The sequence below is a fragment of the Myxococcota bacterium genome, assembly GCA_041389495.1.
Lineage (GTDB): Bacteria > Myxococcota_A > UBA9160 > UBA9160 > UBA4427 > JAWKRT01.
Genome location: JAWKRT010000002.1, coordinates 812,907 through 826,439, shown reverse-complemented (window position 1 = coordinate 826,439; position 13,533 = coordinate 812,907). Strand labels below are relative to the sequence as shown.

10 protein-coding genes are annotated in these 13,533 nt (G+C 74.3%); 4 read left to right on the top strand and 6 right to left on the bottom strand.

What is annotated here, in order from left to right; translation table 11 throughout:
* Positions 1-41 precede the first annotated feature (41 nt).
* Complete coding sequence (locus R3E88_14365) at positions 42-746, top strand: tetratricopeptide repeat protein (GenBank protein ID MEZ4217665.1); 705 nt, start codon at positions 42-44, stop codon at positions 744-746.
* 19 nt (positions 747-765) lie between these two features.
* Here R3E88_14365 and R3E88_14360 read toward each other — a convergent pair whose 3' ends face one another.
* Positions 766-3,009, bottom strand: coding sequence for a molybdopterin-dependent oxidoreductase (locus R3E88_14360; GenBank protein ID MEZ4217664.1), 2,244 nt, complete (start codon positions 3,007-3,009; stop codon positions 766-768).
* A gap of 27 nt (positions 3,010-3,036) precedes the next feature.
* On the opposite strand from R3E88_14360, the gene R3E88_14355 reads away from it, so the two are divergent.
* Entirely contained in the window at positions 3,037-4,737 is a 1,701-nt protein-coding gene (locus tag R3E88_14355; GenBank protein MEZ4217663.1) for a PLP-dependent aminotransferase family protein, read from the top strand.
* 10 nt (positions 4,738-4,747) lie between these two features.
* Complete coding sequence (locus tag R3E88_14350) at positions 4,748-5,431, top strand: DUF4336 domain-containing protein (GenBank protein MEZ4217662.1); 684 nt, start codon at positions 4,748-4,750, stop codon at positions 5,429-5,431.
* Positions 5,432-5,468: 37 nt separating this feature from the next.
* Here R3E88_14350 and R3E88_14345 read toward each other — a convergent pair whose 3' ends face one another.
* The gene (locus tag R3E88_14345; protein ID MEZ4217661.1) at positions 5,469-6,617 is read right to left on the bottom strand and encodes an acyl-CoA dehydrogenase family protein; all 1,149 of its coding nucleotides are present in this window, start codon (positions 6,615-6,617) and stop codon (positions 5,469-5,471) included.
* 236 nt (positions 6,618-6,853) lie between these two features.
* On the opposite strand from R3E88_14345, the gene R3E88_14340 reads away from it, so the two are divergent.
* The gene (locus R3E88_14340) at positions 6,854-8,152 is read left to right on the top strand and encodes a cytochrome P450 (protein ID MEZ4217660.1); all 1,299 of its coding nucleotides are present in this window, start codon (positions 6,854-6,856) and stop codon (positions 8,150-8,152) included.
* A 16-nt stretch (positions 8,153-8,168) separates the two neighbouring features.
* On the opposite strand, the gene R3E88_14335 is transcribed toward R3E88_14340, so the two are convergent.
* From R3E88_14335 to R3E88_14320, 4 genes are all read right to left on the bottom strand, one after another.
* Positions 8,169-8,717 (bottom strand): porin family protein, encoded by a 549-nt coding sequence (locus tag R3E88_14335; GenBank protein ID MEZ4217659.1) that lies wholly within the window; start codon positions 8,715-8,717, stop codon positions 8,169-8,171.
* A 93-nt stretch (positions 8,718-8,810) separates the two neighbouring features.
* Positions 8,811-9,413, bottom strand: a complete 603-nt coding sequence (locus tag R3E88_14330) for a 2-hydroxychromene-2-carboxylate isomerase (protein MEZ4217658.1) — start codon at positions 9,411-9,413, stop codon at positions 8,811-8,813.
* 75 nt (positions 9,414-9,488) lie between these two features.
* The gene (locus tag R3E88_14325; protein MEZ4217657.1) at positions 9,489-11,297 is read right to left on the bottom strand and encodes a peroxidase family protein; all 1,809 of its coding nucleotides are present in this window, start codon (positions 11,295-11,297) and stop codon (positions 9,489-9,491) included.
* Positions 11,298-11,406: 109 nt separating this feature from the next.
* Positions 11,407-13,221 carry a phosphoenolpyruvate carboxykinase (GTP) gene (locus R3E88_14320; protein ID MEZ4217656.1) on the bottom strand — a complete coding sequence of 605 codons (1,815 nt, stop codon included), beginning with the start codon at positions 13,219-13,221 and terminating at the stop codon, positions 11,407-11,409.
* Positions 13,222-13,533: the final 312 nt, after the last annotated feature.

Sequence of the window (13,533 nt, the reverse complement as noted above, 5' to 3'; positions counted from 1 at the left end):
ACCGGGGCGTGGGGAGCCACTCACGTCCGGGGTGCGACGCCGTGCTGCAATCGCTCGGTCACAAAGAGCTGCTGTTCGAGGCCCATCGCGCGCGCAACCGCGGCCAGGACCGCCGCGCCATCGCGCTCTACAAGCGCCTGCTGCGCGAGGACCCGCGCAACATCGAGATCGCGCTGCGCGTGGCGCCGCTGCTCGCCCGCCGCGGCGAGGCCTTCGAGGCCTGGCAGCTCTTCCGCGGCGCCGCCCGCCAGCTCGCGCGCGAGCGCCGCTACAACGACTGCCTCGCCGTCTACGCCGAGGCCTGTCGCTTCGTCCCCCACGAGTTCGACGCCTGGCGGCTGCGCGCGGAGCTCGAGCTCAAGCTCGGGCGCGAGGACAAGGCGTTCGAGGTGCTCCTCGACGGCCGCACCTACTTCCGCGACGCGCACTCGCGCGCCCAGGCGATCGCGCTGCTGACGCGCGCGCGCAACATCGAGCCCTGGGACGAGGAGCTCGTGATCGACCTCGCGCGCCTCTACGCGCGCACCGGCGAGGCCGACGCGGCGCTCGAGCTGCTCGGCTCGCTCGCCGGCCACACGACGCGGCCGCACGTCGCGAGCCGCATCCGCGCCCTGCAGTGGCGCATCACGCTCTCGCCTCGTTATGCGTGGCTGTGGCTCCAGGCCGGCCTGCGCAACTGGATCGGCGAGCGGCGCCAGGCCGGCGACGAGGGCGACCACCCCGCGCCGTTCGACTGGCGCTCGTGAGCGCGCGCCCTCCGCGGCGCTAGAGCCCGGGCACGGGCGACAGCGCGACCGGGATCCCGTTCAGCACGCTCGTTCCCGACGGCACGTCGACGAGCGCGTCGTCGACCACGGCATTCGCGTTCACGCCGGGGCGGCGGCGCGCGACGGCGAGCTCGACACCCGGAAGGTCGTGGCCCCAGCCGTGCGGGAGGCTCGCGACACCGGGCCGCATCGCGTCGTCCACCTCGACCCGCGCCACCACCGCACCGACGCGTCCCTCTACGCGCGCGAGCCCGCCCTGCGCGAGGCCGTGGCGCGCGGCGTCGTCGGGGTGGACGAGCAGCGTGCAGCGCTCGCTTCCCTTCGCGAGGCTCGGGAGGTTGTGCAGCCACGAGTTCATCGATCGCACGTCGCGCCGCCCGATCAGCAGCACGCGGTCGTCGCGCGCCGCGTCGGCGAGGAAGCGGTCGAGGCGCGGCAGGTCGCGCACGATGCGCTCGGGCGCGAGCTCGATCGACCCGCTCGGCGTCTGGATCGCTCCGGGGAGGCGCGGCGCGAGCGCGCCGAGGTCGACGCCGTGCACGCTCTCCTCGAGTCGCTCGACCGAGAGCCCGCCGGGCTCGCGACCGAATCCGTCGCCGTAGGGCCCGATGCGCAGCAGCACGTCGATCGCGCGCCGCGGCCCGGCCTCGCCGCCCGCACCGGCGAGCACTTCGTCGACCGAGAGGACGTCGCGGAAGCGCGAGCGCGGGAGCGCCTGCTCGGCGACCTGGCGCAGCACGAGGTCGTCGGCCTGCTCGGTCGTGAGCGCGCCCGCGCCGAGCAGCTGCTTCGCGAGGTCGAGCAGCGAGCGCCACACCGGGCGCGTCCCGTCCTCGGGCTCGATCGCCGCGGGCGACCACTTCGCCACGTTGCGCACGGCGAAGTGCAGGAGCGCGAGGTCGTAGGTGTCGTTCGCGAGCGGCGGCGTCGGCGGCAGCACGACGTGCGCGTGCCGCGTCGTCTCGTTCAGGTAGTAGTCGAACGCGACCATGTGCTCGAGGCCGGCGAGCGCGCGGTCGATGCGGCGCGCGTTCGGCGCCGACACGACCGGATTGCCGGCGATGATCACGAGCGCGCGCACCTGCCCGTCGCCCGGCGCCTCCATCTCCTCGGCGAACGCCGCCATCGGGAGCTCGCCCTGGATCTCGTCGCGCCCGCCGACGCGGCTCTGCCAGCGCCCGTAGGGCGGCGTGCCGTCCTTGCCGGGGCCCGCGAACGCGAGGCTCACCGCCGGCTCGGGGAACATCGCGCCGCCCGGCCGGTCGAGGTTGCCCGTCAGCACGTTGAGCAGGTCGATCGCCCAGCTCGCGAGCGTGCCGAACGACTGCACGCAGGTGCCCATGCGCCCGTAGGCGACGGCGGAGGGCGCCGCCGCGAAGGCGCGCGCGAGGCGGCGGATGTCGGCGGCCGGCACGCCGCACGCGCCGCTCACCGCCTCCGGTGCGTGGCGAGCGACGAGCGCGCGCACGTCGTCGACGCCGCGCACCCAGGGCGCGGCGCGCCCGAGGTCGACGAGGCCCTCCTCGAAGAGGCAGTGGACCATGCCGAGCACGAGCGCGGCGTCGCCGCCGGGACGCACGGCGACGTGCTCGTCGGCGCGCGCGGCCGTCTCGCTGCGGCGCGGATCGACGACGACGAGCGTGCCGCCGCGCGCGCGCAGCGCGTCGAGTCGACGCCGCATGCCCGGCGCCGTCATCAGGCTGCCGTGCGACGCGAGCGGGTTCGCGCCCAGCATCAGGAAGTAGTCCGTGCGGTCGACGTCGGGCACCGGCGTGTTCAGGAAGCCGCCGTACATGAGCCCGGCCTGCACGAAGCGAGGCCAGGTGTCGAGCGAGCCGGCCGAGAACTGGTTGCGCGTCGGCAGCGCTCGCTGCAGCGCGTTCCAGTAGAGGATCGACTGCGCGTCGTGCACGGTCGGGTTGCCGCGGTAGAGCGCGATCGCGTCGACGCCGTGTGCGTCGCGCACGCGCGCGAGGCCGCGCGCGGCGAACTCGAGGGCCTCGTCCCAGCCGATCGGCTCGAAGCCGCGCTCGGTCCGCCGCACGGGCGTGCGGAGGCGATCGGGGTCGTCGAGCAGCGCCCCCATCGCGTGCACCTTGGGACAGACGTGCCCGGCGGAGAACGGGTCGTCGCGATCGCCGACGACGCGGAGCGCCGCGCGGCGTCCGGCGTCGACCTCGACCGAGATCCCACAGGTGGCCTCGCAGATCGTGCACGTGCGATGAACGGTTGTGGTCGTCATGGGGCGCAGGATACGCTGCCGATTGGCATGGCGGCCGTGACCAATTTCGAAAGATCCGACGAGGCCAATCGGAGGCGGCCGCGCCCGCGGCGGCGCGCGGATGGCGGCACCGCTCGCGGCTTCGCCCTGCGCGACCTGCCGCTCGACGGCGACGGGCCCGTCTACGGCCAGATCTACCGCGGGCTGCGGGCGGCCGTCCTGACCGGGCGCCTGCCCGCCGGCGCGCGCCTGCCCGCGACGCGCGCCCTCGCGGCCGACCTCGACGTCTCGCGCACGACCGTGCTCGCCGCCTACGAGCAGCTCCTCGCGGAGGGCTACGCGGTCGCGCGCGTCGGCGCCGGAACGTTCGTCGCACCGCAGCTGCCGGAGGTCCGCGAAGCGCGCGCGAACGGGCTCGCGGGCCGCGCGCGCGCGACGGCGGACGCGGCGGCGGCGACGCGCGCAGCGCCCGCGACGAGCGACGCGCGGGTGCCCGGCCTCTCGCGCCTCGGCCGGCTCCTCGCCCGCGCGCGCCCGCGCCTCGCGCACGAGGCGGCGACCGAGCGGGACGCCGTGCGCTTCGACTTCACGCCCTGCGTGCCGGACCTCGAGCGCCTCCCCGACGACGCGTGGCGCCGCGCGCTGGCGCGCACGGCCGCCGCCGTGCCGCGCGCCGCCTTCGACTACGCCGACCCTTCCGGCTCGCGCGCGCTGCGCGACGCGCTCGCCGCACACCTGCTGCGCGCGCGCGGCGTGCGCGCGCGCGCCGATCGCATCGTCGTCGTCGGCGGCGTCGCGCAGGCGCTCGACCTGTGCGCGCGGCTCTTCGTCGACCCCGGCGACGCCGTGCTCGTCGAGGATCCGGGCTACCTCGGCGCGCGGCGCGTCTTCGGCGCGGCCGGCGCCGAGCTCGTCGCCGGCCCGGTCGACGCGAGCGGGCTCGACCTCGCGCGCGTCGACGCCGCAGCGCTCGCGCGATGCAAGCTCGCGTACGTCACGCCGTCGCACCAGTTTCCGATGGGCAGCGTGATGTCGCTGCGCCGGCGCCTCGACCTGCTCGCGTGGGCCCACGCGCGCGGCGCGTTCGTCGTCGAGGACGACTACGACAGCGAGTTCCGCTACGCAGGCCGCGCGATCGAAGCGCTCGCGAGCCTCGACGAGCGCGGCAACGTCGTCTACGTCGGCACGTTCTCGAAGACGCTCTTCCCCGCGCTGCGCACCGCCTACCTCGCGCTGCCCGAGCCACTCGTCGAGCTCGTGCGCGCGGCGAAGTGGCTCGCCGACTGGGCGTCGCCGACCTTCGAGCAGGAGGCGCTCGCGCGCTTCCTCGCCTCCGGCGACTTCGAGCGCCACGTGCGGCGCGCGCGCACGCTCTACGGACGCGCGCGCGCGGCCCTGCTCGACGCGATCGCGCGCGAGCTCGGCGCGCGCGCCGTCGTGCGCGACGGGCGCGCCGGCCTCCACCTCCTCGTGCGCCTCCCCGACGTCGCCGCATCGGCGTGGCCCGCGATCGACGCGCGCGCCCGCGCGCACGGGCTCGCCGTCTACGACGCGCGTCCGTTCCACCTCTCGCCGCCCGCGCCGGCCGCACCGCTCGAGCTCGTCCTCGGCTTCACGCGCATCGACGAATGCGATGTCGCGGCGGGTGTCGCCGCACTCGCGGCGTGCCTCGAAGGCGCGGCGCGGCCGAGCGACACGCGATCCGGCGACGCCGACGCTCCGTCGGGCGCGTCGGTGCACACGGTGTAGGCTCCGCTCCGTGCTCGAGCCGTTCGGAACGCGCCTCTTCGTCGCCGACGGGCCGACCGTCCCGTTCCTCGGGATCCCGTACCCGACGCGCATGGCGGTCGCCGTGCTGGCGGACGGCGGGCTCTTTGTGTGGTCGCCGATCGCGATCGACGACGCGCTCGCGCGCGAGGTCGATGCGCTCGGCCCCGTCCGGCACCTCGTGGCGCCGAACAAGCTGCACCATCTGTTCCTCGGCGCGTGGAGCGAGCGCTACCCGGACGCGAAGCTCCACGCCGCGCCCGGCCTCGCGCGCCGCCGCCGCGACCTCGAGTTCGACGCCGAGCTCGGCGACGCGCCCGACCCCGCGTGGGGCGGCGAGATCGCGCCCGTCGTCGTCCGCGGCTCGTTCGCGCTCGAGGAGGTGGTGTTCGTGCACCACCCGTCGCGGACCGCGCTCGTCACCGACCTCGTGCAGCGCAACGACGCGGACGCGTTCACCGGCTGGCGCCGCCTCGCGATGCGGCTCGTCGGCGTCGTCGGCGAGAACGGCAGCACGCCGCTCGAGTGGCGATCGACGTTCCTGCGCCGCAGCCGCGCGCGCGAAGCGCGCGCGCGGCTGCTCGCCCTCCGGCCGGAAGCGCTCGTCGTCGCGCACGGCGCGTGCGCGCGCAGCAACGCCGTGCCGATCCTCGAGCGCGCGCTCGCGTGGATGTGAGCGCGCCGTCGCCGCGGGCGCGCGCCGCGGGCGGATGCTAGGCGACCCCCATCCGCTCCTTCGCGACGTCCTCGTAGGACTTGCGGTCGACGTAGAGGTGGAGGCCGCCCGTGAACATGTCGCGGAAGCACCGCTGCACGACGCTCGGATTGCGCAGCCCGTTGCTGCCCGCCCATTGGTAGGCGAAGAGCACGACGTCCTGCGCCACCTGCGTCAGGTACGCGACCGAGCCCATCACGTCGGCGTTCATCGCCTTCGACATCGGCTCGCCCGCGGCGAGCCGCTCGACGATGCCGCCGAACACGTCGTGCGCGAGCAGCCGCACCGAGCGCAGCGCCATCTGCTTCTCGCCGAACGAGCGCTGGAAGACGGCCTGGTCGCGGATCGCGCCTCCGTTCAGCCGCGCGCGCCCGCCCGTCGCCAGGTGCTCGATCTCGTCGAGCGCGCGCTGCGCGACGCCGAGGCCCCAGCCCGCGTGGCCGAGCCCGGCGAGCGCCGTCGCGCCGAGTCGGAAGAGCGCGCCGCCGGTGCGCACCTGCGGATCGAACAGGAAGAACGTGCGCCCCTCCTCGATCACCTGCTCGGGAATCACGTAGTCGAAGCTTCCCGTGCCGCGCAGGCCGAGCACGTCCCAGTTGCCCTTCATCTCGACGGCGTCCTTCGCCGCGAACCAGCACAGGTAGGCGGGAAGCCCGCTCGCGAGCATCTCGGGCGCGCCGTCGTCGCCGGTCACGAAGCCGCCACCGCCGAGGTAGGACGCGTGCGCGCTCCCGCTCCCGAACTGGTAGCCGCCCGAGACGCGGAAGCCGCCGGGCGCGCGCTTCGCCTGGCCGCGCGGCGCGAACTGCCCGGCGAACACCGAGCCCGGCTTGTCGCCGATCATCTCGCGCGCGAACGCCGGGTCGAGGAAGGCCGCGTACGACGTCGAGCTCGCGTTCGCCATGTGCGACCAGCCGATCGAGCCGTCCTGGTGCGCGAGCTCCTCGAACACGTCGATGAGCGTGTCGGTGTCGGCCTCGAGACCGCCGAGCGCCTTCGGGACCATCACGTGGAAGAGGTTCGTCTCGGCGAACGCCTCGACGCAGGCCTTGGTCATCGTGAGGTCGGTGTCGGTCGCGTCGGCCTGCGCCTCGACGAGCGGGCGCAGCGACTTCGCGGTGGCGAGGACATCGGGCGAGGCGGTCATGACGGGCTCCTGGAGTCGGGGGTCGCATGCACGGCGCGGCGCGCTCCGGGCGGCCGGAGGTCGCGGCGGCGCGGCACGCTACGGGCGCGCCGGCCGCCGCGTCAACCGCATCGCCGCCGGTGCAGGAATTCGTTGCGGCCGTGTCGCGCGGCGCCGCGGCGGGATAGCGTGCGAGCGCCCCGCGCGAGCCCGGCGCGACGGGCGAGCATGCGCAGCCGCGCTGCGCCGGAGGGCCCATGTCGACCGCAGCCGTCCCCGCGACGCACGCGAGCGCCGCCACCTCCTACGACCCGCTCGCGTCCGCGTTCCGCGACGACCCGTTCCCGCAGTACCGCGTGCTGCGCGACGCGACGCCCGTCTTCCGCAGCCCCGGCTCGAGGGTGGTCTGCATCTCGCGCTACGACGACGTGTTCGGCCTGCTGAACGACCCGAAGCGCTTCTCGTCGCGGGCCATGAACACGATGCTGATGAACCAGGGGCGCGAGGGACCGCCGCCGCTCTCCTTCGCGGTCGTGCGTCTGATCGTCAAGCTCCTGTGGCGGACGCGCATGCGGCCCGCGCGCTTCGCCACGGCGCGCATGCTGATCGCCGAGGACGGCGAATCCCACTCCGCGCTCCGGAGCATCGTGAACCGCGGCTTCACGCCGCGCGGCGTGGCGAGCCTCGAAGGCCGCGTTCGCACCGTCGCGGAGGAGCAGCTCGCGCCGCTCCGCCGCGGCGAGCGGTACGACGTCGTGCACGACCTCGCCGTCGCGCTGCCGCTCCGCATGATCTGCGAGATCCTCGGCATCGAGCCCGAGCGGCGCGACGACTTCAAGCGCTGGTCCGACTGCGTGATCGAGAACGTGTCGACCGTCGCCGGCCACAGCGTCCTCTTCTCGCGCGGCATGGTCGACGTGTTCGTGGAGATGGTCGAGTACCTGAAGGGCGTGTGCGCCGAGCGCCGCGCCCGTCCGACCGACGACCTGATCAGCACGATCGTGACGGGCGACGCGACGCTCGACGACTACGAGGTCGTGCAGTTCGTGATGCTGCTGCTCGTGGCGGGGAACGAGACGACGACGAACCTGATCGGCAACGCCGTCGAGGCGCTGCTCGACCATCCCGAGCAGGCCGAGCACCTCGCCGCGCACCCCGAGCTCGCCGAAGCCGCGATCGAGGAGGTGCTGCGCTTCGACTCGCCGATCCAGCTCGTGTTCCGCACGGCGACCGAGGACGTCGAGCTGCACGGCGAGACGATCCCCGCCGGTTCGATCGTCGCCCCGCTGCTCGGCTCCGCGAACCGCGACGAGCGCCGCTTCCCCGACCCGGATCGCTTCGACGTCGAGCGCCGCCCGCGCGCCCACGTCGCATTCGGCTTCGGCAAGCACTTCTGCCTGGGGGCGTCGCTCGCGCGCCTCGAGGCGACGTGCGCGCTCGAGGCGCTGCTGCCGCTGCTCCCGCGCCTGCGGCGCGCGGGCCCGCGCAGCCCGCGGCTCGACTCGTTCCTCGTGCGCGGACCGAGCGCGCTGCCGGTCGCGCTCGCGCCTCGCTAGTCGACGGCCGCGCCGCCTAGCGCGGGAAGCGCAGCGCGAGCCCGCCGACCACGGCGACGTAGTCGAAGTCGGCCCCGAGCAGATCGCTCGTCGAGCGCACGTAGCCGGCCTCGAGGAAGAAGTCGAAGGGGCCGCCCACCTGCGCCTCGAGGCCGCCGCCGACGCGGAACGCGAAGGCGTCGTCGTCGGCCCGGGCGAAGAAGGTCTCGGCCTGCAGCCGCTGGTAGCCGACGCCGGCGACCACGAAGGGCGACACGACTTCGGAAGGCAGCCCGACGCGCAGGTTCACGGTCGCGGTGTGCGCGCGGGCCTCGAGCCGCCCGAAGAAGCCGAAGGAGCGCTCGAGATCGCCGGTGTAGGCGTACTCCGCCTCGAGGCGCACGTACTCCGAGAGGAATCCGCCCACCCGCACGTCGGCCCCGACGCCGGAGTCGAAGTCGATTCCCGTCTGGTCGAAGACGCCGGCCACGCCGACGGCGACGTAGGCCCCGGACGGCGCCTCCTCGGCGCGCGCATCGCGCGCCGCACCGAGCGCGAATGCGACCGCGAGCGCGACTCCCGCCACGGCGACCCGACGCACGCCGACTTGCCGCGACCGCCCTCGCTCGTCCATGCCTGCCTCCCTCCTCGCGCGCTCGCCCAGCCGGCGCGTCGCGCGCTAGCTCGCGAGCGCCCGCTGCACGAGCGGGAGCCGATCGTTGCCGAAGTACATGTCGGTGCCGTCGACGAACATCGTCGGCGTGCCGAAGCCGCCGCGCTCGATCAGCTCGTCCGTGTTCGCGCGCAGGCGCGCCTTCACGTCGTCGCTCGCGATCCGCGCGAGGAAGCGCGCGGGGTCGAGCCCCGCGCGGGCGGCGACGTCCGCGAGCACGTCGTCGCGCGAGATGTCCCGGTCGTCGCCCCAGTAGGCCTCGAAGGCAGCGCGCGAGTAGGCGGCGACACGGCCCTCGTCGAGCGCGACCAGCGCGCCGCGCATCGCCTTCACGCTGTTCACGGGGAAGACGCTCGGCGGCCACGCGATGCGCAGGCCGTAGGCGCGCGCCCAGTCGGCCATGTCCTTCGCCATGTAGCGCCAGCGCACGGGGTTCGGGTTCGCGCGCGCCTCGTAGACGCCGGCGTTGACGCGGTTGAAGACGCCGCCGACGAGGATCGGCTTCCACGCGAGCTCGGCGCCCGCCTCGCGCGCGACCTCCTCGATGCGGTGGAAGGCGAGATAGGTCCACGGGCTTCCGATGTCGTAGAAGAACTCGAGCGTCGCCATGGGGCGCGCAGCCTATCATCGGTCGCGCGCGCGCGAGCGGGAATCCGCGCGCGCGTGCCGCGCCCGCCGCCGCGCTCAGCGCGGGCGCGCGCTCGCCCCGACCTCGGGCTGGAAGACGTTGTCGGGCAGCTCGTCGCCGATCGCGGTGTTGCGGCGGATCACGTCCGAGAGCCGCGAGGCGTTCGCCCACGCGACCTCGTCGGGCTCGAGCACGCGCTCGTACCAGAACCGGTCGCCGTCGCGGAGCACCTGGAACTGCATCACGACGATGCGGTGGAAGAGCGGGCCGAGGTGCGCCCCGTCGACGGCGTCCTCGGCGAGCCCGCCGGTCCAGAGATCGACGTCGTCGACGCTCGCGTAGGCGGCGGCGAGGCGCGCGGCGAGCGCCGGGTCGCTCGTCACGTCGTCGAAGTCCGCCGCGGGCGCGAGGCCGAACGCGGCGCGCGCGGCGTTGTAGCTCGGCAGGCCGTGGTCGCGGCCGCGCTGGACGTTGAGCGAGGCGAGATCGAAGCCGCCCGCTCCGGGTGGCCCGAACAGGAAGTTGCGGACGTCGTCGACGACGTAGGCGTCGACACGCTGGCAGCGCTGCGCGGCGAGGCCGCGCAGGATCGGCTCGATGCCGCCCTCGTCGACGATCCGCTCCGGCGCGAAGAACGCGTCGCGCAGGGCGAGCGGTCCGTAGGCGATGGGGTCGCCGTTCGCGTCGAGCCGCTGCAGCACGGGGCTCAGCGCGCTGTGCCCGAACCGGTAGGCGGCCGTCGCGAAGACGTTGGCGATCCCGGGCTCGAGGCCCGGGTCGTAGCCCGTGTAGGGAGCGAGCGCGTTCGGCCCGAGCAGCGCCGGCAGGAACTCGCGATACGTGATCGCCTGCATCAGCGCGCCGACGAGCTGGCGCGCCTTCTCGTAGACGCGGTCGCCGCGCCAGCCGCGGTGGCGAGCGGCGAGCTCGTCGACGATGCGGTTGTGCTCGCGCACGAACAGGGTGTGCATCGCCGCGAGGCCGACCTGCTCGTTCGCGCGCACGTCGCCGGCGAGGAAGAGCGACGCGTCGTCCGAGCCGCCCGCGTTGGGCAGCCCGGCGTCGTTGAACGGCAGGAGATTGCCGGCGCTCGTACGCAGCCGCCCGGAGCCGTCGTCCGCGCGGAGCGCGCGCGCGCGCTCCGCATCCGAGCCGTACACGTTCGACGCGTCGATCCACGCCGTGATCTCGTCGACCTGCTCGCGCGGCGACGCGACGCCCGTCGCACCGTCGTAGATCGAGCGGTCGAAGTCGATCTGCGCGGTCCCGGTCGCGAAGGGGTCGAAGTGCGGGTCGCCGATCGGAACGGCGATCGGCGCGGGCTCGGCGGGGTCGGCGCCGCCGGTCAGGTCGAGGTCGTGGTCGAGGAACTGGCCCCACTGCCAGAGGTAGTCGCTCGCGCCGAGCGCGTTCGGCCGCGGCGCGTCCTGCGCGTGCACGAGGTTGCTGACGGTGCGCGCGCTCGGGCGCGCGGCGCCCGCCATCTCGCTCGCGCCGTCCGCGTAGTCGCTCCCGCCCCAGCGCAGGAGTCGCGCGCCGACCGCGCCCGCGTCGGGGTCGCCCGGGTGGTTGAACGAGCCGTCGATCGTGCGGAAGTCGCGCTGCCAGCGCGGGCGCCGGTCGCGCCGGTGGGCGTCGCGGCGGTGCGCACCGGCGAGCGCCGCGCGCTCGGAGCGGCTGCGCTCGATGCGCTGTTCGGGTGACGCGCGGCGGCTCCTTGCCTCGGCGGCACTCGCCATGCCCGCGAGCGCGATGCCCGCGAGCGCGAGCCCGGCGAGCCCAAGCCCGGCGAGCTCGAACGGGAGGGTCGCGCGTCGCGCGCGCACCGACGGCGACGGAAGGACGGGGGGAGTCGAACTGGGCATGGCAGGGCTCCTGCGGCGCGATGCGCCGGCTCCCCCTCCCGAGGTCACGACGAAGTCACGAACCGGTCGTCTCGGCCGCTCCCCGCGCCGTCGGCGTGCGCACCGACACTCACCGCTTCGCGGCGCGCAGCCTCGCTTCGAGCGCTTCGAGCTCGCCGACGAGCGCCTGCGGCATGCGCTCGCCGAACTTGGCGTAGTAGCTGCGGATGAGCGGGATCTCCGCGAGCCAGCCGTCGACGTCGACCGCGAGCAGCTCGTCGAGGTCGGTCTGGTCGAGCGCGAGGCCCGCGAGGTCGAGCTCGCCGGGCGCCGGCACGACACCGATCGGCGTCTCCGTGCCCTCGGCCTTGCCCGTCACGCGCTCGAAGACCCACTTGAGCACGCGGCCGTTGTCGCCGAAGCCCGGCCACAGGAAGTCGCCCTCCGCGCTCTTGCGGAACCAGTTCACGTAGTAGATGCGCGGGAGCTTCGCGCCCGAGCGCGCGCCGATCGAGAGCCAGTGGCTCCAGTAGTCGGCCATGTTGTATCCGCAGAAGGGGAGCATGGCCATCGGGTCGCGGCGCAGCTCGCCCACCTTGCCGGCCGCCGCCGCCGTCTTCTCGCTCGAGATGATCGAGCCGAGGAACGTGCCGTGCTGCCAGCTCCGGCTCTCGTGCACGAGCGGCACGACCGTCGCGCGCCGACCGCCGAACAGGATGGCGCTGATCGGCACGCCGTTCGGGTCCTCCCACTCGGGCGCGATCACCGGGCACTGGCGCGCAGGCGCCGTGAAGCGCGCGTTCGGGTGCGCGGCGGGCTTGCCCGCGGCCGGCGTCCAGTCGTTGCCGCGCCAGTCGATCGCGTGCGCGGGCGGCGCGCTCATCCCCTCCCACCAGACGTCGCCGTCGTCGGTGAGTGCGACGTTGGTGAAGATGCAGTTCTCGTCGAGCCCGCGCATCGCGTTCGGGTTCGAGTCCATGCCCGTGCCCGGCGCGACGCCGAAGAACCCGGCCTCCGGGTTGATCGCGTAGAGCTGGCCGTCCTTCCCGAACTTCATCCAGCAGATGTCGTCGCCGACCGTCTCGACCTTCCAGCCCGAGATCGTGGGCTCGAGCATCGCGAGGTTCGTCTTGCCGCACGCGCTCGGGAACGCGGCCGCGACGTACTTCACCTCGCCGCCCGGCGACGTGAGCTTCAGGATGAGCATGTGCTCGGCCATCCAGCCCTCGTCGCGCGCCATCGTCGACGCGATGCGCAGCGCGAAGCACTTCTTGCCGAGCAGCGCGTTTCCGCCGTAGCCCGAGCCGTAGCTCCAGATCTCGCGCGTCTCGGGGAAGTGCACGATGTACTTGTTGTCGCCGTCGCACGGCCACGCGACGTCCGCGCGGCGCGCGCCCTGCGCGTCCACGAGCGGGAAGCCGACGGAGTGCAGGCACGGCACGAAGTCGCCGTCGCCGAGCACGTCGAGCACCTTGCTCCCCATGCGCGTCATGATGCGCATGTTGGCGACGACGTAGGGCGAGTCGGAGATCTGCACGCCGATGTGGGCGATGTGGGAGCCGAGCGGCCCCATGCTGAACGGGATCACGTACATCGTGCGGCCGCGCATCGCGCCGTCGAAGAGGCCGCGCAGCGTCCCCTTCATGTCGGCGGGCGCGCGCCAGTTGTTGGTCGGGCCCGCATCCTCCCGGCGCTCGCAGCAGATGAACGTGCGGTCCTCGACGCGCGCGACGTCCGCCGGATCGGAGAGCACGAGGTAGCTGTTCCGCCGCTTCCCCTCGTCGAGCCGACGCGCCGTCCCGCTCGCCTCGAGCAGCCGGAACATCTCGTCGTACTCGGCCTCGGACCCGTCGCACCAGCGGACCGCGTCGGGCTTCGTCAGCGCCGCGACCTCCTCGACCCAGGCGAGGAGCTTCGCGTTTCGAGTGGGAGCATCCGTCGTCATCGTCGCCTTCCTCGGCCTCTCTCCGCCGACACCGACCGCCATCGCGTCGAATGCCGGAAACGCTCGCGCGCGCCGATCGCGACCGGCACGGCCCGGGAGATACGTGCGGAGGTCGCTCGCATCCCGGTGTGCGTGGCCGCGCGGCGCGTCGGGGTGATGCACCGCGGGGACGGCCGCGACGGGCCGCCCTCGGGAACGAGCGCCCGAGCATGGCACAGCTCGCGCGGCGCGGGTGCGACGAATCGAGGGAACACCCGGCGTTGCGCGCGCGGATGCGTACGCGCTGCCCCGCCGCGGGCGCGGCGACCGCGG